This is a genomic window from Staphylococcus sp. MSU001 (assembly GCF_052976705.1).
Genome location: NZ_JBRIKK010000003.1, coordinates 100,931 through 122,608, shown reverse-complemented (window position 1 = coordinate 122,608; position 21,678 = coordinate 100,931). Strand labels below are relative to the sequence as shown.

The window sequence follows — 21,678 nt, the reverse complement described above, 5'->3', positions numbered from 1 at the left end:
GCAACTATCACAATGATTATCTAAACTTAAAATACTATATAACCAGAAAAACTGGTTATTATAACAAATTAAGTTCGTGTATCTTCTACATTTATAGGAATCTAATTTCCCGAATAATTCATTGAATGTGTAGGACAACAATTGATAATAATTTAGTTTACTTAAGTTCATTTTTGGTAGTTGTTCTATTTCCATAGTCACATTATATATAGAAGACTTAACATTCTTAATGTAGAAAGACAAAATAATCACTCCTAATGGACTTAACTTTACATAAAACAAAAATCACAAGTATCAAAGGCACTGTAATCCAAATACCGTAGTTTAAAGCCAAATATATATATGGTATTAAAATAATTAAAGAAATATATTTTTTCGGATTTTTCCATATATCTTGTTTGGATGACCAATTTAATATGGGAAACTTTTGGTCAAATTTCAATCTAAAATACGCACAAAAAAGCATAATTATATATATGTTAATAACTCTTAAATCTCCAATATGTTTAATTAATGAAAATATCAATAAACTTAATGTTAACATCGTTGACATTAAGATGAGGCATATAAAAAATTTAATTAAAAATACTTTATGCTTATTTATAGGTAAATATACATATAATCTTTGATAATTTTTATCGGTTGAAAACAATAAATAAACTGGACTCATTGCTAGTATAATTATCATGATTAGAAAATAGTTAATGTTTGGATCTAAATTTTCAATAGAATTCAAATTAAATGTCAATATAGCGATAAAAATTACTGCTATAACACTATTAATCCAATTACTCTTATCAGAAAACCATTTTTTAATTTCAATTTTTAATAGCGATAATTTTTCTTTTTTTTCAACAGGTTTATTAACCTTTTTGTTTTCTAGCAATTTGATACCATCAAAATACACATAAATTAAACCTACCATTATAATCATTAATATAGAGCTAAATACTAGAGGTAACAATGATACTAATAACAAGAGAATCACAAGAATTATATTTTTCAACAAATCAGTTGTTTCAAAAAAAATAACTACACAACTAAAAGTTAAAAAAATCATCAATACATATGAAACCATAATTATAATGGTGGTTGTTAAACTAATGTCTGATTGTATATATAAAAATATAGGTAATATCAAAAGATAAATCATTCTCTTTAGACCTACCTCTAAAAAAATATATACAACCATTGATAGATACAATTTTTTTGTATTTACTGGCAATGATTTAAACATATTATGTACATAACTATTTCTAAACGAACTCCAAAAAGATAATGCTAAAACAAGTGAGGTCATAGAAATAATCAGTTTAAAATAATCATGCTTAATGATGGTGATTTCTATACCACTATTCAAAAATAAATAAAACTCAAACATCAACAAAACCAATATACTTATTAGTAATCTACTTATCGATTTCACATTGTATTTGTTACTCTCTGCGAGAACTATATATTTTAGATATTTATGTAGTTTCATCCACATCCAAAACCTCTCTAATTTGACTAGCATTCTCAAATGTCAATTCAGTAGCTTTTTTGTTATTAATTAATACAATTTTATTAGTAAACCTTTCAACTACATCAAGAATATGAGTAGATAAGATAACTAAATACCCTTTCTTCTTTAATAATTGTATATCTTCTATAAACTTCTCAATGGATTGAATATCTAGCCCATTTAATGGTTCATCAAAGATTAAAACTCTAGTATTTATTAGATACGAACATATAATATTAAGTTTCTTAAGATTTCCAAGAGAAAGTTCATCGATCATCTTATTTTTATGATTTGTAAATTGATATCTTTCCATATAGTACTGTAATAATTTTTTATTTATTTTAGTGTTGTATACGTCTAAAATTAAGTTTATATATTGCAAACAATTCATATATTTTATTTTTTCAGGATTATCTGCTATATAATACCTTTCTTCTTTACTGCTTTGTATTATTTTAGAAGGCTTTCTGCATTAAAGGAAGAATTGCCTATAACAATACTTCCTTTAAATGTAGGTAAAACCCCACAAATCGTATTGATAAGTGTAGTTTTACCGCTACCATTTTTGCCAATCAAAGTATAAATTTCCCCACTCTTTAATTGTAAATTTACATTTTCTAAAATGAATTCTTTGTCGTACCAAACATATAAGTCACAAATTTTTATCATTATTAACACCTTGTATTAATCTTAATAAAAATACGATAAAGATAATTCCAAAAATAGCTGAGAAAACCCAATCTTTTTTTACTATGAACACTATTGTTGAAATCACAAAAATAATAACTATTATTAATCTCAATAAATTTTTTGACATATTACCACTCCTAAATATTTTCCATCAGTGGTTCAAGTTTTTGTTCTTTGACCCAGCTACATTTGTCTTTTCGATGATTTTTATTTGTGTTTAGTCCTTTTAAGTAACATCCTGTACAGTAATCGCTAAACGGACATTCTTTTGAACATAAACTAGAACTTTGAGGCGATTGTAATTTCCATAGTTTATTGACAATGTCACTAGAGAACACTTCTTCATAGCTAGAATCCTTTAAATTACCAATTTTAAATTCTTTTGGAAATAATGCACAAGGTCTTACATTGCCATTAGGATCCATAACTATTGATCGCCATCCAGCACCGCAATTATTAGCTTTATTTTCATTTATTGGTATAAGTGGAATGATATCTTTATTTTCTTTTAAAACATTCACCTCAAATTCTTTAAATGAAATATCATTTTGTTTATTTAACTTCATTTCGTCTATTGATTTTCCTCGACCAAAGTCATCAATCCAATTATAAGCAAATGCTTGTGCGCCTAATTCTCTAACTAATTTAGCCATATCTTTTATTTCCCACATATTATCTTCGTAGATTGACATACCTACTCTTACAAAAATGCCTCTGTCAGCTAATCTTTTAATATTTTTACAAGTTAGTTGATGTGCTCTAGGATGTTGTCGAAACTCATTATGTGACTCTGGATTAACACTATCTAATGATATACCAACGATAATCTTATCTTTATATTTTGTAAGCAAATCTAATACGTCTTGTCTTAAAATAGTAGCATTAGTTAATATACCTACTTTATGAAACTTATTTAATGCATATTCTATTATTTCTTTTGCATTTTGGTGGACAAATGTTTCTCCTCCAGTAATTTCACATGTTAAAACCCCTTTGTCATACATTTCATCTGCTATTTTTTTAAATTCATCAAAACTTAATGTATCTTTAACAGATGGAGAACTTTCTAAATAACAGTGTTTACATTCTAAATTACACTTGTGAGTTATCTCAAAAGTTGTATGCAGTGGTGTAATATGCTCTTTAGAACCTGTTAAATTAATTGAACCCGTATTGCTATTTTGTGTAAGCGTAACTAATTTTTTACTGTATAATTCTTTGATGAGCTCACCGTACCAATTAATATGATCCTTAAGTTCACAATCATACTTAACACACATGTCTTGAATAATATCTATTATCTTCTTACTTCCATCAAAATAAGTACATGCTTCAAACGCAGAAGAATTTAAATCTAAATATTCAAACTCTAACATATCAAATTTGGCATCTCTGAAGCTCATTTCTATTACTCCACCTTCAGGGAGTTGATGCAACCTAACGTTTTCGTTAAACTTTATATATCTTTGCATATAGAAATCCCCTTTAAAAATCGAGTGTAACGACAAGTCGCTACACCCATAGTAAATATTCAATTAAGAAGCCATACCGAATGTACCTGTAATACCAGCTACTTCAAAATCAGGAATAGGACCATCAGCTAGACAAGCAGCACCAACTGCACATGCTGAGCAACCTTTGTTACTAACCATTACGCCTTGTTCCATAGCACTTCCTCCTCTCGTGTCTGACTTCTAATTCTAAGTATAGACAATCTATTTAAAATTGATGTGTCGTTAGTCACATTAATTGGTTCTTTTTCATATAATCTTTTATATATTCTTTCACCTAAGGATTAGTTCCCTTGTTCCTTTTGATAATATTGTTGAAAATAATAATATTGTGTGTAATCATCTGGTTTTAACCCTAATCTATTTATTCTATCTTTAATTTGTAGTAAATGGACTAAATTGTAACTATACTCATAGTAGATTGCATCATGACAAGTTTTATAAAGAGAAACAGATTCCGCTAAAGTATGTGGATTTGTAATAAGTATATTTATTTCTTATCCCTCAATTTCATTAAACTTCATTTCGTTTATACTTTTTCTATAAATTTATTTTCTATCGAAATATATATTTTATTATTAAGTTGTCAAATTTTTGATATACAAACAGTGATACCTACTCTAAAAATTAATCAATTACGCTTTGGAGTTTATATTGTAATACGATGGGTACATTTACAAATTGAGGGTGATTTGAATGAAAGCAGTTACGTATCAAGGTCATAAAAACATGGAAGTTCGTGAAGTAAATGATCCAACAATTGAAGAATCAACAGATGCAATTATTAAAATAACAGCTTCAGGTATATGTGGTTCTGATTTACATCTTTATCATCAAGGCGATTTATTTATGGATCCTGGTTTTGTTATTGGACATGAGCCAATGGGCATTGTAGAAGAAGTAGGGAAAGACGTTAAAACTTTGAAAAAGGGAGATAGAGTCGTTATACCTTTTAACATAGGTTGTGGCGATTGTTTCTATTGTAATAATGGAATGGAGTCTCAATGTGATAATTCTAATCCATCACCAGCAAGTTGGAAAATGGATAACGGTGGCCTGTTCGGTTTTGGTAGTGCTATGCACGGAAACCATTGGGGCGGTCAAGCCGAATATTTAAGAGTGCCATTTGCTGATTTCTCTTCTTTCAAGGTTCCCGATAGTGACTTAAAAGATGAACAAGTATTATTTTTATCTGATGTTGTTCCAACAGCATATTGGAGTGTTGAACATGCTGGCGTAAAATCTGGTGATACCGTGATTGTTCTCGGTTGTGGCCCAATCGTTTAATGGCACAAAAATTTGCTAAATTAAAAGGTGCTGAACGTGTGATTGCCATTGATAATGTAGAACATAGATTAAATCACGCTAAAAAATACAACGGTGCTGAAGTATATAATTTTTCTAAAGAAGATAATATCGGAAAATTACTTCATGAGACGACACGTGGCGGTGCAGATGTTGTTATAGATTGTGTCGGAATGGATGGCCAAGTAGCCCAAGATGATTTAGAGATAAGTTCAAATTCAGCGCAACGAGGTAATATTAGTCCAATTATTACAGCAGCTGAATCAGTTAGAAAGTTTGGAACGATTCAATTAACTGGTATTTATGGTACACCTGCAGACAATTACCCAATAGACTTAATTTTTAATAGAAACGTCCAAGTTAAAAGTGGACAAGCACCCGTGATACATCAAATGCCGAAATTATATGAAGTGATTAAAAATGAAGTTTTTGACCCAACAGAAATTATAACGCATACAATGCCTTTAGAAGATGCAAAACAAGCATATGATATTTTTGATCAGAAAAAAGACAATAATATTAAAGTCATTCTAAAGCCTCAATAATAAATGATGTACACCCCAAAAGTTGGACGAATCATCTCACTTTGGGGTGCATTTTTTTTAGTTATTCACATTTAAAGTTCAAAATAATTTACCGCTTCGTGTATTACATATTTAAATCTTGTTTTTTACATAGCCTACTAGACTTTTTTATTTATTTGTAGCACGATTGAATGTATTTATTAATGCTATGGTTTTTTAGTATCATATTTAACGAATTAGAAAAAACTGTTAGACATCTATCATTTTGACTAACTGCTCATTTTTTAAATGAACACTGTTTTAAAAATCTTATCTATTGAACGCGTTAGTTCTTTCGGTGATTCCTGTCTTCCTCTTTGAACCCAATCTTGCAGAACACCGAAAATAGCATTACTCATAAATATGATAAGTAAGTATTTTTCTTGATTTGTTAGCGAAGTCGCATTCACGATAGGTACTAAGCGAACTTCAATATTTTGTTGAAAATTTTTCTTGATTGCTTGATGAATAATGTATGCACTATTATCTTTCAACAGTAATAGCAACAACTCTCCCTCATGAATCCAAAAATTTAATGCAGATTCAAAAAATTGCAAACGTTCTCCATATTCGATTCCTTTCAATAATCGCTTCCCTTTTTTCATCATTTCATTTTGATATTGATATAAAAAATCATCTTTATCTTTGTAATGTTGGTAAAATGTTCCTCTACTGATACCACTTTCATTACAAATATCTTTGACGCTTATATATTTATAAGATTTATCTTTTAAAAGCTGAATCATCCCTTTTTCAATTTTAGTTAACGTTTTATACACACGCTTATCTACAATTTTCTCATCCATTTATTCATTCCCCCAAATGTTATTGAACATTTATTACTATTGTGTCTGATTATTTTAAATTGATACGCCCAAGCTATGAAATTTAATTTATATTGACTATATAGTAATTAAACACAGTGTCAAATAAGGAGGTCAATTGATATGACAGAAACGATTGCAAAATTAACTGACGCAGTAAAGCAGTACGACAAACATAACGTACTAGATCATATTAATTTGAATATTCAAGAGGGTGAATTACTGGGCCTCATTGGACCAAGTGGATCTGGTAAAACTACTACAATTAAATGTTTACTTGGCATGGAAAAATTAAATTATGGGACTACAGAAATATTTGATAAACGTATGCCTCATCGTCATATATTAAGTCGAATTGGTTATATGGGACAAAATAATGCGCTTTATGAGTCATTATCTGCAAAGGAGAACCTTACCTTTTTCGGCCATCTAGCAGGATTGAAAGGTAAACAGTTAACAGAAAGTATTAACAACAATATGGCGCTTGTAAATTTGGAAAATGCATTGAATAAAACAGTCAATACCTTTTCTGGCGGTATGAAACGTCGTTTATCATTAGCGATTACACTTCTATCTAATCCAAGTCTTATCATTTTAGACGAACCTACAGTAGGGATTGATCCTAAATTAAGACAGCAAATATGGGGTCAATTAAAATCTCTCACACAACAAGGTAAAAGTATTATTGTTACAACACATGCTATGGATGAAGCTGAGCGTTGTGACAAAATAGGCCTCATCGTAGAAGGAAGACTTTTCGCATTAGGGACACCAGAAGCGTTAAAACAAAAGTTTAATGTTAAAACTATTGAAGAAGTATTTATCAAAGCAGAGGAGGTCAAACATTAATGAAACTATTAGCTATCATTCAACGTGTCATCATCGAACTATTACGAGATAAACGTACATTAGCACTTATGTTTTTAGCACCTTTATTAGTACTTACACTCATGTACTTTATTTTTAATTCAGATGAAGATACAACAATAAATATTGGTGTTGCCGACTCTGTATCAAGCGAAATTACTGATCACATCGACAATGATGATGTTAAATTTAAGCATTTTGATTCTGTCAAAAATATAAAAAATAAAATTGAACACAATAATTTAGATGCTTTTATTTATCAAGAAAATCAGACTTTACACGTGACATATACCAATGAAGATCCAAGTCAATCAGGTGCAATTAAACAATTGCTACATCAATCTATTCTAAAAAATAAAATGAAAGATGTCAAAAAATTGATGAATTCACTACCAGATTCAGTTAAAAATAAAGACTCTAAGAGCATTCAGTTAGACAACAGTTATTTGTATGGCGATAAAGATAGTAATTATTTTGATAAAATGTTCCCTATACTTATGGGATTCTTTGTCTTTTTATTCGTTTTTCTTATCTCGGGTATTGCATTATTAAGAGAACGAACTACTGGAACGTTGGAACGTATACTTGCTACACCGATTAGAAGAAGTGAAATTGTGTTTGGTTATTTACTAGGCTATGGTATTTTCGCTATCATCCAAACGTTAATCATTGTACTGTTTTCAATCTATTTACTAAATATTAGCCTATCGGGAAATCTTGGCTATGTGTTACTTATTAATATTTTGTTAGCTATTACTGCGTTAGTTATGGGGATATTTATTTCTACATTTGCGAATTCAGAATTTCAAATGGTACAGTTCATCCCTCTTGTGGCTATTCCGCAAGTATTCTTTTCAGGTATCTTCCCACTGGAAAACATGCCCTCATGGCTAAGTAATATTGGATATCTATTCCCTCTGCGTTATGCAGGTCATGCTTTAACTAACATTATGATTAAAGGGCAAGGTTGGTCTAATATATGGTTCGATATGCTTATACTCTTTGTATTTATCATATTATTCATTGCATTAAATATTATTGGTCTAAAGCGTTATCGTAGGGTTTAATCATTCATAAATCATACGGGACGTAAATAGCTTGTCCAATTGAAGACGATGACGTCTAAAGAATGGACAAGCTTTAATTATGCTAATCATCTGTAGAATAACTCTTTAAAAGATTTATCAATGACGGTAGGATCTCAACTTCTTTAATCACTAATACATCATTTCTACGTTTATTGCATGTTTCTAATAATTTTTATAAAAAAAGAGCGAAAAACACTCTATTTTCGCTCTTATTAATATCATTAAGTTTTTCTTTACTAGTCTATTCAAATTTTGCATTAATAAATTTAACTGAAACTGCACCTAAAAGCATCATGATTCCTGCAAGCAGTAGCATCGCAGGCATTGAACTTCCCAATAATGGATACAGTCCAAAACTGACTATAGACGCTACAATTTGTGGTAGACAAATACTTGTATTAAATAAACCTAAATATGCACCCGAATTTTCTCCATCGATTGCCTCAGTTAATAATGTAAATGGTTGAGTATTCATCGTTAAATTATTAATACCAATTAATACAAATGAAAAAATGAGTAACCATTGATTATGGATAAAGAATATTGAAATAAGACCTATACCACCGAAAACCAATCCAAAGCTATACCAAAATTTTCTTTGAGATGGTTTAGATCTTGCAATGACAAAACCAAAAATAACTGAGCTCAAAAATTGTATACAGTATAATACGCCATACCAATTTCCCGCTGCTTGATATCCGGCTGAAGAAGGGTCTGTCACATTCCAAACATTCTTTGCTATTGCACCTGTTGAATATGTCCAAAGATACATCAATGCAAACCAGTTAAAAAATTGAACTACGCTAATTTGCCAAAATTGTTTAGGGGCCTTTTTTAATAACTGTAATAAATTTAATTTATTATTTCTATTGTTCTCATTGATTCCATGATAATAATTATACGTTTTAGGCTCATATTCCCTAACAGAGATAACTGTCCATATAGAAGCAATTAATAGTACTGCTGCTGCAATATAGTAAGCTAATTTTACAGTCATTGGTACTTCACCTTTAGGTGCTACATTACTCATTCCCAACATTGTTAATAAAAATGGTAATACTGTAGCAATAATACCACCTAAATTTGAAAAAATTTGTTGCCAAGACCACGCCATATCTCTTTGTTTTTCGTTTACCATATCCCCAATAATCATTTTGTATGGTTGCATACATGCATTTGAAGTCAAATCCATAAGTAAAGTCATAACCGCACCAAAGGATAAAGCCATGAGTGAAGCATATCCAAATTCAAATGAGCCTGCATTAGGTAATAAGACTAATACGATTGCTCCAATTGGACCAGCTATTAACAGATACGGCATACGACGTCCAAATCTAGTCCAAGTTCTGTCAGAGTAGTATCCAATAAGGGGTTGAACAATCATTCCTACTAAAGGTGGCAAAATAAAAAACCATCCTAAATTATTAGGATTAGCCCCTAACGTTTGAAATATTCTCCCCATCATTGATGATTGAAGTGCAAAAGCCATATTTACACCAAAGAAACCAAAAGTAATTGAAAAAATAACTGCTTTTTTTAAATAAGGTAGTGTAATATCTTGTTCTAACTTGTTTTCCTTATGTGTTCTATCTGTATCATTCATTTCTATCTCTCCCATTTATTACTCGATATAGCTAATTAATTCATTGATTAACTACCTATAGCAAACAACAATTCATTGGAACCGTTTTCAATTATAATTTTAACACTCCACAATTTTTAAGCAAGCTTTGATACCTTTTTAGAATAAATTTTATTTTTAAACTTGAATTTATCGACATCAATATTTTAAAGCAATCAAAGATGAAGAGATTCTTGAGTAAGCTATTTCAGTGTTTTTTAAAGAGCGATACAGTTACGACTTTTTTTCAAGATATTATTAATCATTACTTAACCAAATGAAATGATATAGTATTGTTGAGAAATGTTTGGTATACGTGAGTTTAAATGTAAATAATAAAAAATCACCTGGAACAAAGCGTAATATTCCTGTAGTTGTTATGATAATTACTATAACCATTTCACTGTCTGAACCATGTTGCGTACAAACCTAGAAGTCTTAATTGAAAGAAAAAAACTATATCGACTTAATTGAACAACAATCACAGAGCCTTGACCGAGTGGTGGAGAATGGACAATTGAAGAATAAACGAAATAGTCTGAGTAGACAGTGGACAATTAGTGGATATATTTCTTGATTAAAGAAGTTGGGAAAGGGATTATAAAAAGGACTGAGCGACTCATTATGATCGCTTAGTCCTTTTAATAGTTAATAACCAAGGGTAGATACAAATGATTAAAAACTAATAATTACTTTAACTTTTTGTTTTCAATAATCTTTAAATGGATTTATATATTCTCAAAATTATTTTGCTAATTTTAAAAATACCAAATGCAATCACAATAATAATTGTGATGTGCTAGGAATCAAGATATCAACTCCAGATGTCTATAAGATTCTGATGTGTTTATACTTTTAAATCTTAGCAATAAATACAAACTTTATTCATTAGAATTAATAAACTTTGTTAGACAGGAATATTGAAACTTACTTTTGCATGCTTATTCTCATTTTCTAAAATAAGTTCACTATTATATTGTTGAAGCACAATATTAGCAAAATACAGACCAATACCAGACCCATTTGATTCTTTACCTTTTGTCCCCCATTCTTTGGCAGAATTCAGTTCATCTTCAGTAAATATTCTACCATCATTGGTTATGGTGAAGTTTAGTAAATGTTCGTTTACAATTTCAAACTTTATAGATATTTGCTTTTCAGCATATTTCAAGGCGTTATTAATTAGATTATCGATGACGTGGTATAGAACTTGATTGTTAATGCTTAAGGTATGATAGGGGAAATCATGATCAACATCAATAATCAGTTCTCTCTCCTTTAATATGTATTGTTGATTATAGCTCTCTTTAATGATTTTTATTACCTTATCAACATGAATTGTATCTGAATGGTTTGGCAATAGGTTGATGTTCTTAATATGTATTTGTAATTGATTATTTATTCTATCAATAGATTGTAACGCAATGTCTGCTTCTTTGTTTATTTTGAATTGTATTTCCTCCTGAGACAGATTAGAACGATTAATCTTTCTTAATAATTCAATATGACCTTGAAGGACGGTTAACGGTGTTTTTAAATCATGTTCTAAAATTTCGAGTTTTCTTTTAAAATTATTTTGAATAGATAATTGGTCTTTAATACTATTAGCAAGATAAGTATGTATATGTTCTACTTCTTGAATCAATTTATTAAATTCTGTAATATTCATTTTCTTATATTCAACATCAGTGCGGTTATTTTTTAATCCTTGAATCGTATCATTAAGATAATTAATACTAGTTGTAATATACTTTTTATAAAAAAATTGTGTAAACACGTAAATAATTAACAAAGGAGTCATAATACTGATACATGCGCTAGTAAAAGAGAAAATGTAATGAGGTTGTTTCCAAAAATTAGTGTATAAAGACTTTCCAAAATTTGAAAATTCTAATACATTAAGCAAAATTTGTAGTAAAAATACTAATCCAACACTGACAACTATAATTGCTATGATAAGACGTGTCATTTTTCTTTTTAAACTTTCTACTCTAGCCATTTATATCCAACTCCCCACTTTGTATCGATGTATTCAAAACGACTATAACAACTTAACTTTTTTCTTATTTTACGTATATGTTCAGCCACAACTTGAGTATTGCCTGTCTTATTTAAATTAATCGAATCATATATCTGTTCTTTACTGAAATAATATTGAGGATTTAAAGATAGTAATTTTATAATTTCAAATTCCTTTTTTGTAATATCTATCGTCATGTTATTTACATCAATTCTATATGTATCGTAATAAATGATTAATTCTTTAGTTTTTTTTATGTTGGAAGTCAAACTTTGAGAATGACTTTGATTAAGTACATTTTTAATTCGAATTATAAGTTCTTCCATATAGAAAGGCTTAGGTAAGTAATCCTTTGCACCAAGCGAGAAACATTTCAGTCTAGTATCAAGATTATCTTTAGCAGTAAGAAAAATAATAGGTATATTACTCTCTTTAAGTGATTGAGCAACTTCAAACCCATCTATATACGGCATTTTAATATCTAAAATGATTAAATCAATTTTGTCATCGATTTGTTTTAAAACGTCACGTCCATTATAAGCGACAATAGTGTTAAAACCTTCTAAGTATAAACTTTCTTCTATAAATGACACAATTTTTTCTTCATCGTCGACAATCATTATGTTATACATCACAAATCACCTAAGCTTGTTTTTATAGTATTCATGTTACGCTAGAAATTATAAATGACAATGCTTGATTCCAAAACGTATTAATTTTGTACTTTTTTGATAATAGTGTAACTAAGAATTAATAATACAATTCCTAATAAAAATTGAAATATTTTTATATAAAATGGAAAGTTAAAGGTTTCTGAGAATAAATACATAAAGCCTAGATTTCTAAATCCTAAGCAGAATAAGAAATATACAAGTCCAAACATTAAGCCATTTAATGTATTACCACTAAGAATACTTGTTAATAAACATATTGATCCTATAAATAAAGTACTGGTTAAAGCAATAAACATATCTCTCAAAACAATGATATTTGAGTTAAATAAATAAAATATAAATAAATTGATTGTAATTAGGAACAGTATATAGATGATTGTTATAACTAATCTAAGCATAAATACGAATTGGTAGTCATGACACTTTGCACTAATAGTTAACTTAGACTTCTTGTTTTGATCTACAGAATAGATAGCAGTAAATAACAATATGCCTAGTATAGTAAATATCAACTCAATGTATTGTGTAACTCTCTCATGATTAAGATTAGATACACCAAAAATAAACATTCCACCAAATAATAGAATTAAAATTCCCATGTAAAGTTTGACTAAATTAGTTTTGATATCTATTAGTAAAAATTTTGCCATTAAAACCTACCCCTCTTCTTTTCAGGTCAAATATATATGTACTAAGTAGAATTAAAAGTAAACCTAAGCCAAAGTATGTAAATCTATTAGCTAAAATTTGATTGAAGTGATTATAGAAAAAAACTGCGTTAAATAAAGTATTATGTCTAGGAATCAATAGAAAACCATAGCACCCCTCAATGGCACGAGAACCTATATTTAAATTAATAAACCAAATTACTATTTGTATCATTACACCTAAATAAGAATTCAATATAATTGTGACAAACAATCCCATCGCGATAGTAAATATTAAAGTGGGTAATGTCCACAAGATTAAAATTTTATAAAAAATAAATAAAGAAAACATCGATATTTGATGTATCATCGATAAACAAGTAATAAAATATATTGATACTAATAATACTGGTAAGTATGCCAAAACAAGAATAGTAAATACACGTGTAGAAATTAATTGGTATGATGATATCGATTTAGAATGAATCGTTTTAATGGCATTACTTTTTTTGTCTTGAAGAATCATTTGAGCACCCAAAAAGAATGGAAGTATTCCTAACACTACCCCCATAATATCTGAAAAATATCTACTATATGCTCCATAATAGTACTCTTTGTTTTTTATAATATTTTTCTCTTTAACATACGTGCTCTTACTCATATTTTTAATTCCAAATAATGAAATATTATTTTCAGAATATTGAGATCCCCATCCAACAACGTGTGATACGCTATTAGAATAATTTTTAAACTGATGAAAATTATTTGTTTTTTCCATTTTTGATATTAGTTTCTTTATTTTAGAAATTTGTTGGTCATTTAACTTCTTTTGCTTTAAAAATCCAAATTGATACGTTTTAAATTTATTTTGGTGTGCTTCGTTCTTTAATTCTTTAATTTCATTTGACATTATTATGTTTTTATCAGTAGAATACATAGTCATATTTTGAGGTTGATATACATCTGAATTAATAGGATGTTTGAGAACTTGTTGACAATTCAATACCGTGAATATAATAATCAATAAACAATAAAATAGAAATGTCTTACTAAACATTAAATGTTTAAATTCCATTATAAATAGACGCATGATTCAAACCTCCTTGTTGTTTCTTTAAAAAATACATATAAGCATCTTCAAAATCAGCTTTAACTTTTTTAGCGTTTGCAACTTTTGTTTCAGAAATAAACCTAACTTTTAATTTATTTTCAATTTCTTGAGTTTTAGTAATAAATAAGTCATTTTTTCTAAATGATTCCAACTCCGATGGGGATAGATTGATTTCATAAATATGATCATCACTTTCTTGTATCAACGATGGTATGTCACCTTTATATACAAGACTTCCTTTATCTAAAATAGCAATCCTATTACAAGTTGATTCAATGTCGCTCACAATGTGAGTTGATATAATCACAATTTTATTTTCAGCTAAATCAGATAGTAAATTGCGTAGCCTTACTCTTTCTTCTGGATCTAATCCCGCCGTTGGTTCATCGACAATAATTACTTTAGGATCATGTAAAATGGCTTGCGCTATACCTAATCTTTTTTTCATTCCACCAGATAAACTTTTAACTTTTTTATTTTTATAATCAATTAGATTAACCTTACGAAGAATTAAATCTACATATTTATCGAAATCCTTTTGATTTATTTTAGATAAAAAACCTAAATAGTATAAAACTTCCGAGACTTTCATATTAGGATAAAAATCAAAATCTTGAGGTAAGTAACCAATCATTTGTCTAATCTTTTGTGAATTCTTAATTTCAATACCATTAATTGTTACTGTTCCCTTACTTGGTTGAAGAATTGTTGCAATAATATTCATTAATGTAGATTTACCAGATCCGTTTCTTCCTAAAATACCAAACATACCATTGGGAATTACTAAATCCAATGAATTAAGCGCATCTTTCTTTCCATCATATGATTTACTCAAACCTTTGATAACTATTTTATTCATCCAAAATTAGCCTCCTTTTATATCAACATATCAAAAAGAAATCAATAATATATCAATTTTAGGAAATTCACAAAGTATACAATTATGAAGGTTTGGTCAATATTAATTAAATTGATAAAAAATTGATAAAGTAATGATAACTTGATATCGAGGTGATTAGATGTATATCAAAAATACAAATGTACATGAAGTTTACTTTAAAAATAAAGTTTTACTAGTCAACTTAAACAATGGACAATGGGTAAGAACAAGTAGAAAATATTTTGAAGTTTTAAACAAATTGGTTGAATCTAATCAAATTGGTGATTTTATGAAGTATAAATATGTAAGTAATGTGATAGATAACTTAAAGCGGCTTTTTAACGAATTGCTTGAAATACGATACTACGTAGATGAAGAAAAAACTCATCAAGAAAATAATTTAAGTGTGACTTTTACTCTTACAAATAAATGCAATCTTTCTTGTAGTCATTGTGCTCTATCTGCTTCTCCTTTATCACAAGATATTTTAAGTACAAATGATGTCAAACATGCAATTGATAAGATTATTGACGTCAACCCGAATACGCTTATTCTAACTGGCGGAGAACCCTTTATTAGAAACGATATATTAGAAATTATTTCCTATATAAGAACTAACTTTAAGAATAAGTTTGTTATTATGACAAACGGTATGTTAATCAGAAAAAAATTCATTCCATTTTAAAAAAAGAATCGTATACGTCAATAAGTGCGAAATGGCTTCCTTACGTGTGCACATGGCGTCGTAGAAGTTAAATTATAGTGAAAATTTTGATGGTATGGATAAGGAACTAATTATCACTCCTCCGAGAATCGCATATCAAATGCAATATTTAGGGTGATGATGGAAATAAAGTTGTTGACATAAAAATAGAACTCATGAGCGTAATAATCTCATCAGTTCTATTTTTTATGAGTATGGAAGATAATTTTTTTGAGCCTTCCTTACTCACTTGGCGTGTATTCAACACTGTCAGTAAAATAAATATTTTCACCTTTTTTCTCTACAAAAGTAAACTCAATATTTTTAGAGCCTATGGATGAACCTTTTAAGTCGCCTGTACCTTTTAATAACAACTTAGGGGCTTGGTCGGTTGGAATATTATATCTTTTTCTTAATTGTTTTACATTATAATCATTATTACTGAGTTGATATTTAGCTGAATAATTAGGTGCATTGGGATTATAAGATACCTCACCGTCTTTATAATCTTTTAAATCTTTAAAATTGCCATATTGTGAGAAAAACTTAAAGTTTTCTATTTCTTTTTTTATTTTTTCATCTTTTATTTGTTTAGATGGAATGAATTTATTATCAATCAATTTGACTGGATATTCTTTCTTTCGAGTCTGAAATCCTATATCATTTTTTTCTTTTACTTCAGTTATCGTGAATTTACCTTTGGACGTTCTTGTATTTCGATTCATAAATAAAACCATTCGTCTAGTTTTTAAACCTTCCCCTTTTTGTTGAATATTGATACTAGAAGTTATTACCCATGTTCCTTTATCATTTTTATTAAATTCTTCATCTCGAAAACCTTCTTTATCGTATAAATCCTCTAAGTTTTTAATAGGATACATACTTAACGTTTTATTAAAGTTTTGTTTGATTTCCGTTTCTTTATCGTCTCCACAACCAGTCACCAAAATTAATAAACTTATGTATATAGTTACTTTCTTTAGATAGTGCATTAGCTCACATCTTTCTGATTTTACTTCATATATACTTTTACAAAAATGCACATTATAAAAAACGCATCACTTTGATACGTTTCTAAGATGCAAAAATCACACTAACTACTCAATCGTCTTTAGCTGAACTTTTAAATTTTTGTTGAAAGCGTGGCAATAGCTCATTATTTGTGTTATCAGTGCTCTTTCTTCATCTTTCATCTCATTTATTTTTCGCATTTTCAATTTCAGAACTTATTTTGGGTACTAAGTGTGGTTCTTCAAAGTTACTTTTCATATTGCCCAGTTTTATTTGATATTCAGTTTGTCTCATGATTCATTATCCTCGCTAGAGCTATATAGTACAGAATCAGTAAAATAAATATTCTCTTCTTTATTTTCTATAAAAGTAAATTCTAGATTTTTAGAACCCACAGAAGAACCTTTTAAGTCGCCATCCCCTTTTAACAATAATTTAGGTGCTTTTTTAGTTGGGATGTCATATCTTTTTCTTAATTGTTTCACGTTATAGTCATTATTATTCAGTTGATATTTCGCGGAATAACTAGGTACATTAGGATTGTATGAAATGTCATCATCTTTATAATCTTTAATATCTTTAAAATTGCCATATTGTACAAAAAATTTAAAGTTTTCTATTTCTTTTTTTAATTTATCATTAGATATTGGTTTAGTTGGAATAATTTTATTGTGTTTCATTTTTACAGGATATTTCTTTTTATTATTAATAGGTCTTCCTTCTCTATCCTTTTCTATTTCATTGACTATAAAATGGCCTTTTGATGTTCTAGTATTGCGATTGATAAAGAGAACCATCCCTCTAGATTCCATGTTCTTGCCTTTTGGTTCAATGACCATTTTAGAATGAACTATCCAAGTCCCTTTATCATTTTTATCAAACTCTTCATCTCGAAAACCTTCTTTATCGTATAAATCCTCTAAGTTTTTAATCGGATACATACTTAACGTTTTATTAAAACTTTTTTTAATTTCCGTTTCTTTATTATCGTCTTTATTCATAAATCCACATCCACCAATAAAAATCGTTATTAATAAAAAACTGATGGTTAAAAATAACTTTTTCGAATGTTTCACATTTTCACATCTCTCTGTTTTTTAATTCTTTTTTAAGTCATGGTATCTACATATAAATATTGAGTTATAATACAAATCTCTTTTTTATATTATCAAACAATAAACAGCCATTCATTTTAATTTATTTTTAGGTAAACCATTATTATTGGCATTTTCTGTTTCATAACTAATATTCAAAATTGAACTAGTTTCTTCAAAATTACTAGTGATATTTTCTGTTTTTATTTTATATTCAGTTGAGCTCATATTTAATGACCCTCACTTGGTTTATAGTCTAAACTGTCAGAAAAATATATGTTCTCTTTAGGTTTTTCTATAAAGGTAAATTCAATATCTTTAGACCCAATAGAAGAACCTTTTAAGTCACCTGTACCTTTCAACAATAATTTAGGTGCTTGTTGGATAGGAATATCATATCTCTTTCTTAATTGTTTTACATTGTAATCACTATTTTCTAAATCATACTCTGCTGAATAGCTAGGAACTTTCGGATTGGTTGCTATATCTCCATTTTTATAATCTTTTAAAGAGTAAAAATTTGCATATTGAGCGAAGAATTTAAATTCATCTATTTCTCTCTTTATCTTACTATCTTCAATTTTTTTAATAGGGATTATTTTATTATTTTCCATTTTTACAGGGAATTTTTTTTGAGTATTTCGACTAACCCCTTTACTATCCGTAGATATTTTATTTATTATATAATTTCCTTTTGATGTCCTTGTATTTCGATTTACTTTCAAAATCATACCTCTCGTTACAAGATCATCGCCTTTACGTTGTATAGCCATTTCAGAATACAATATCCAGGTTCCTTTATCACCCTTATCAAATTCTTCATCTCGATAACCTTCTTTATCGTATAGGTCCTCAAGATTTTTGATAGGATACATACCTAATGTTTTCTCAAAACTCTTTTTAATTTTTTCTTCTTTATTATCTTCTTTTGTCATAATTCCACATCCGCCAATAATAACCGTTATTAATAAAAAATTTACGCATAAAAGTAACTTTTTCGAATGCTTCATATATTCACATCTTTCTATTTATCGTATATTTGTAAACACCATATAAATCAAATTCTTAAACTTCTTCATATTACTCTTTTATATTACCAAACAATAAATACTTAAGATGTAATTCAAATTTAATTTTTCACTTTATAATTAATAAATAAAACCACATCACATACGATACCCTTCTGCGTATCGGTTAATGATGCGGTTTATTTTTAATATTGTTTTATCATAAATCTTAAACATGTAAAATAACTTTTAAATTAAATATAGTAAGAATTAATTTAGGGAGCGAGACTACAAATTCAAAATGAATGTTGTCCCACTCCCATGTTTTTAAAATATCAACTTAATAATTGCAACGACGATTAAAATACATATTATCGTTTTTTGAATATAGTCAGGTATTTTCTGGCCCATTTTCATACCTAGAGGCGTAAATAGTATACTACCTAAAATTAACGGTATTGCACTATTGATAGGAATATAACCCTGTAATAATTTAATCATAAATGCTCCGATAGAAGAAATGAATGCAATTACAATACTATTTGTAACCACCATGTTCATTGGTAATTTAAATATAACAAGTAGTACTGGAATAATAATAAATGCGCCACCAGCTCCTACAATACCAGATACCAAACCAATGATACCACCTATTGTAATTAAAAGTAGACGATTAAATTTAATATGACTAGTAGATGGTGTGACTTTTATAAACATTAGAATAAGAGCTAGTAATGCAATAATAATATAAACCGTATTAACAAACTGAACATTTATTAAATTCGCTAAGATTGCACCTAGCATACTACCTATTACCATTCCACTTCCCATATTAAGTATAAGCGTTCTAGAAAAATTTTTATTTTTATATGCGTTTAAAGATCCACTCAATGTACTAAAAAACACCTGACTTGAAGTTAATCCTGAAGCAATATAAGCACTATAAGTAGGTAAACCAAATAATGGTGGTAATAATAAGAGAGCTGGGTAAATAACAATGGCTCCCCCTATACCGACTAATCCAGAAATAAATCCTCCTAAGATACCAATAACTAACATTACTATAATTGTTGTTATACTTATCATTTACTTTTTATCAATAATTCAACTGCTTCATTAATTAGTGCCTGAGAATCTTCACTATTTTCTTCAGACATTTTGACGCATTCTACTAAGTTTTCACTAATGATAATACCCATTAACCGTTGAATAGAACTTTTAGAGGCACTTAATTGACTAATGACGTTTTTACAATTTTTTTCTTCCTCCATCATTTTAATGACTCCATTAAGCTGTCCTTGTATGCGATGAATACGATTAATCATCTTTTTATTATATTCCAATATATTTCACTCCACATTCATTTTTAATAATTACATCATATTGATTAAATTTTATTTTGTCAAATACCCCCATATGTATTTGACAAACTATCTAATCCGTTATAATATACCCCCATAGGTATTTAAAAGGAGGCAATTATGTCACAATATAAAACGAAACACATTAATGATTTCACTAAAAAAGAATTACAAGAATTGGGTTCTAAGGGTCAATTAATTGACGTTCGACAGCCTGAAGAATTTGAATTAGGACACATTAAAAATGCATTATTACATTCAGTTGAAAACATAGAAAATTTTGAACAAGATCGCAATAAAACTTACTATATTTATTGCAAAAGTGGTAATAGAAGTAGAAAAGCAAGTCACTTTCTTACACAACGCGGATACGACGTAGTTAATTTAGATGGAGGCTATACTGCATACGAACAACAACATAATAATGAATCATTTAAATTAAAAGAAGATAAAGAAATTCAAATCAAAGACAATCGTAAGACGTTTAATTATAGTAATCTACAATGTCCAGGACCTATTGTTAATATTAGTAAAGAAATCAAAAACATCGCTATTGGTGATCAAATAGAAGTTGTTGTAACTGATCGCGGATTTTTAAATGATATTAAAAGTTGGGTCAAACAAACTGGACACACACTTGTTAGACTCAATGATTCTGGTAATGAAATTCGCGCTATTATTCAAAAGGAAGAAAATAAAAATATAGAAGTGACGCACACGAAAAATGGAACAACGATTGTTTTATTTAGTGGCGAGCTAGATAAAGCAGTTGCAGCAATGATTATTGCCAATGGTGCTAAAGCCGCAGGTAGAGATGTTACTATTTTTTGCACATTTTGGGGCTTAAATGCACTTAAAAAAACTCAAAGTCAACGCATTAATAAAAAAGGTATTGCAAAACTTTTTGACTTCATGCTTCCAAATTCACCAATTAAAATGCCTATTTCAAAAATGAATATGTTTGGTTTAGGAAATTTAATGATGCGTTATGTCATGAAAAAGAAAAATGTCGATGATTTACCTTCTCTTATCAATCAAGCAGTTGAACAAGGTGTTAAACTTATTGCTTGTACAATGAGCATGGATGTTATGGGCATTACAAAAGAAGAACTACGCGATGATGTAGAATACGGTGGCGTAGGTGCATATATTGGATATACAGAACAAGCTAATCACAATTTATTTATATAATTAAAA

22 protein-coding genes and 2 pseudogenes are annotated in these 21,678 nt (G+C 28.6%); 6 read left to right on the top strand and 18 right to left on the bottom strand.

The features are described from left to right. Positions 1-226 precede the first annotated feature (226 nt). The 5 genes from ACVBFA_RS02550 to ACVBFA_RS02530 form a co-directional block, all read right to left on the bottom strand. Positions 227-1,489 carry a hypothetical protein gene (locus ACVBFA_RS02550; protein WP_126122774.1) on the bottom strand — a complete coding sequence of 421 codons (1,263 nt, stop codon included), beginning with the start codon at positions 1,487-1,489 and terminating at the stop codon, positions 227-229. Beyond that, complete coding sequence (locus ACVBFA_RS02545; protein WP_447158773.1) at positions 1,470-1,817, bottom strand: AAA family ATPase; 348 nt, start codon at positions 1,815-1,817, stop codon at positions 1,470-1,472. The genes ACVBFA_RS02550 and ACVBFA_RS02545 overlap by 20 nt, the downstream gene beginning before the upstream one ends. A 137-nt stretch (positions 1,818-1,954) precedes the next feature. Continuing rightward, entirely contained in the window at positions 1,955-2,173 is a 219-nt protein-coding gene (locus ACVBFA_RS02540; RefSeq protein ID WP_447158772.1) for an ATP-binding cassette domain-containing protein, read from the bottom strand. Positions 2,174-2,331: 158 nt separating this feature from the next. Further along, complete coding sequence (locus ACVBFA_RS02535) at positions 2,332-3,666, bottom strand: radical SAM/SPASM domain-containing protein (RefSeq protein WP_020361780.1); 1,335 nt, start codon at positions 3,664-3,666, stop codon at positions 2,332-2,334. 63 nt (positions 3,667-3,729) lie between these two features. Then, positions 3,730-3,861, bottom strand: a complete 132-nt coding sequence (locus ACVBFA_RS02530; RefSeq protein WP_020361779.1) for a subtilosin A family bacteriocin — start codon at positions 3,859-3,861, stop codon at positions 3,730-3,732. Between the two features lie 540 nt (positions 3,862-4,401). On the opposite strand from ACVBFA_RS02530, the pseudogene ACVBFA_RS02525 reads away from it, so the two are divergent. Continuing rightward, positions 4,402-5,555, top strand: a pseudogene (locus tag ACVBFA_RS02525) (zinc-dependent alcohol dehydrogenase). A 263-nt stretch (positions 5,556-5,818) separates the two neighbouring features. Here ACVBFA_RS02525 and ACVBFA_RS02520 read toward each other — a convergent pair. Beyond that, positions 5,819-6,379 (bottom strand): TetR/AcrR family transcriptional regulator, encoded by a 561-nt coding sequence (locus ACVBFA_RS02520; RefSeq protein ID WP_126122567.1) that lies wholly within the window; start codon positions 6,377-6,379, stop codon positions 5,819-5,821. Between the two features lie 141 nt (positions 6,380-6,520). Here ACVBFA_RS02520 and ACVBFA_RS02515 point away from each other — a divergent pair, with 141 nt between their 5' ends. Both ACVBFA_RS02515 and ACVBFA_RS02510 read left to right on the top strand, forming a co-directional pair. Continuing rightward, on the top strand, positions 6,521-7,246 hold the full coding sequence (locus tag ACVBFA_RS02515) for an ABC transporter ATP-binding protein (protein ID WP_126122568.1): 726 nt from the start codon (positions 6,521-6,523) through the stop codon (positions 7,244-7,246). Next, positions 7,246-8,331 (top strand): ABC transporter permease, encoded by a 1,086-nt coding sequence (locus ACVBFA_RS02510; protein WP_447158771.1) that lies wholly within the window; start codon positions 7,246-7,248, stop codon positions 8,329-8,331. Before ACVBFA_RS02515 ends, ACVBFA_RS02510 begins: the two co-directional genes overlap by 1 nt. A gap of 262 nt (positions 8,332-8,593) precedes the next feature. On the opposite strand, the gene ACVBFA_RS02505 is transcribed toward ACVBFA_RS02510, so the two are convergent. The 6 genes from ACVBFA_RS02505 to ACVBFA_RS02480 all read right to left on the bottom strand — a co-directional run bounded on the left by ACVBFA_RS02505 (position 8,594) and on the right by ACVBFA_RS02480 (position 15,284). Continuing rightward, positions 8,594-9,955 (bottom strand): SLC45 family MFS transporter, encoded by a 1,362-nt coding sequence (locus ACVBFA_RS02505; protein WP_002477358.1) that lies wholly within the window; start codon positions 9,953-9,955, stop codon positions 8,594-8,596. Between the two features lie 925 nt (positions 9,956-10,880). Further along, the gene (locus tag ACVBFA_RS02500) at positions 10,881-11,972 is read right to left on the bottom strand and encodes a sensor histidine kinase (protein ID WP_126122571.1); all 1,092 of its coding nucleotides are present in this window, start codon (positions 11,970-11,972) and stop codon (positions 10,881-10,883) included. Then, the gene (locus tag ACVBFA_RS02495) at positions 11,960-12,625 is read right to left on the bottom strand and encodes a response regulator transcription factor (RefSeq protein WP_164539710.1); all 666 of its coding nucleotides are present in this window, start codon (positions 12,623-12,625) and stop codon (positions 11,960-11,962) included. Before ACVBFA_RS02495 ends, ACVBFA_RS02500 begins: the two co-directional genes overlap by 13 nt. A gap of 80 nt (positions 12,626-12,705) precedes the next feature. Next, entirely contained in the window at positions 12,706-13,317 is a 612-nt protein-coding gene (locus ACVBFA_RS02490; RefSeq protein ID WP_001830486.1) for a hypothetical protein, read from the bottom strand. After that, positions 13,283-14,404, bottom strand: coding sequence for a hypothetical protein (locus tag ACVBFA_RS02485; protein ID WP_126122573.1), 1,122 nt, complete (start codon positions 14,402-14,404; stop codon positions 13,283-13,285). Before ACVBFA_RS02485 ends, ACVBFA_RS02490 begins: the two co-directional genes overlap by 35 nt. Then, the gene (locus ACVBFA_RS02480) at positions 14,379-15,284 is read right to left on the bottom strand and encodes an ABC transporter ATP-binding protein (protein WP_126122574.1); all 906 of its coding nucleotides are present in this window, start codon (positions 15,282-15,284) and stop codon (positions 14,379-14,381) included. Before ACVBFA_RS02480 ends, ACVBFA_RS02485 begins: the two co-directional genes overlap by 26 nt. Positions 15,285-15,444: 160 nt before the next feature. On the opposite strand from ACVBFA_RS02480, the gene ACVBFA_RS02475 reads away from it, so the two are divergent. Beyond that, positions 15,445-15,990 carry a radical SAM protein gene (locus ACVBFA_RS02475; RefSeq protein WP_237638900.1) on the top strand — a complete coding sequence of 182 codons (546 nt, stop codon included), beginning with the start codon at positions 15,445-15,447 and terminating at the stop codon, positions 15,988-15,990. 13 nt (positions 15,991-16,003) lie between these two features. After that, positions 16,004-16,147, top strand: a pseudogene (locus ACVBFA_RS02470) (response regulator transcription factor); the annotation flags it as partial. A gap of 103 nt (positions 16,148-16,250) precedes the next feature. On the opposite strand, the gene ACVBFA_RS02465 reads toward ACVBFA_RS02470, so the two are convergent. From ACVBFA_RS02465 to cstR, 6 genes are all read right to left on the bottom strand, one after another. Further along, complete coding sequence (locus tag ACVBFA_RS02465; RefSeq protein WP_002477363.1) at positions 16,251-17,000, bottom strand: tandem-type lipoprotein; 750 nt, start codon at positions 16,998-17,000, stop codon at positions 16,251-16,253. A gap of 309 nt (positions 17,001-17,309) precedes the next feature. Continuing rightward, complete coding sequence (locus tag ACVBFA_RS02460) at positions 17,310-18,050, bottom strand: tandem-type lipoprotein (RefSeq protein WP_423830412.1); 741 nt, start codon at positions 18,048-18,050, stop codon at positions 17,310-17,312. 156 nt (positions 18,051-18,206) lie between these two features. Further along, positions 18,207-18,341: a hypothetical protein gene (locus ACVBFA_RS02455; protein ID WP_002477366.1), complete on the bottom strand. Its 135-nt coding sequence runs from the start codon at positions 18,339-18,341 to the stop codon at positions 18,207-18,209. A 2-nt stretch (positions 18,342-18,343) separates the two neighbouring features. After that, complete coding sequence (locus ACVBFA_RS02450; protein WP_032606736.1) at positions 18,344-19,123, bottom strand: tandem-type lipoprotein; 780 nt, start codon at positions 19,121-19,123, stop codon at positions 18,344-18,346. A 324-nt stretch (positions 19,124-19,447) separates the two neighbouring features. After that, positions 19,448-20,206: a sulfite exporter TauE/SafE family protein gene (locus ACVBFA_RS02445; protein WP_002473148.1), complete on the bottom strand. Its 759-nt coding sequence runs from the start codon at positions 20,204-20,206 to the stop codon at positions 19,448-19,450. Next, a complete protein-coding gene (gene cstR, locus ACVBFA_RS02440; protein WP_000456195.1) occupies positions 20,203-20,463 on the bottom strand; it encodes a persulfide-sensing transcriptional repressor CstR in 261 nt (86 codons plus the stop codon). The genes ACVBFA_RS02445 and cstR overlap by 4 nt, the downstream gene beginning before the upstream one ends. Positions 20,464-20,601: 138 nt before the next feature. Here cstR and ACVBFA_RS02435 point away from each other — a divergent pair, with 138 nt between their 5' ends. Then, a complete protein-coding gene (locus ACVBFA_RS02435) occupies positions 20,602-21,672 on the top strand; it encodes a DsrE/DsrF/DrsH-like family protein (RefSeq protein WP_002477368.1) in 1,071 nt (356 codons plus the stop codon). Positions 21,673-21,678: the final 6 nt, after the last annotated feature.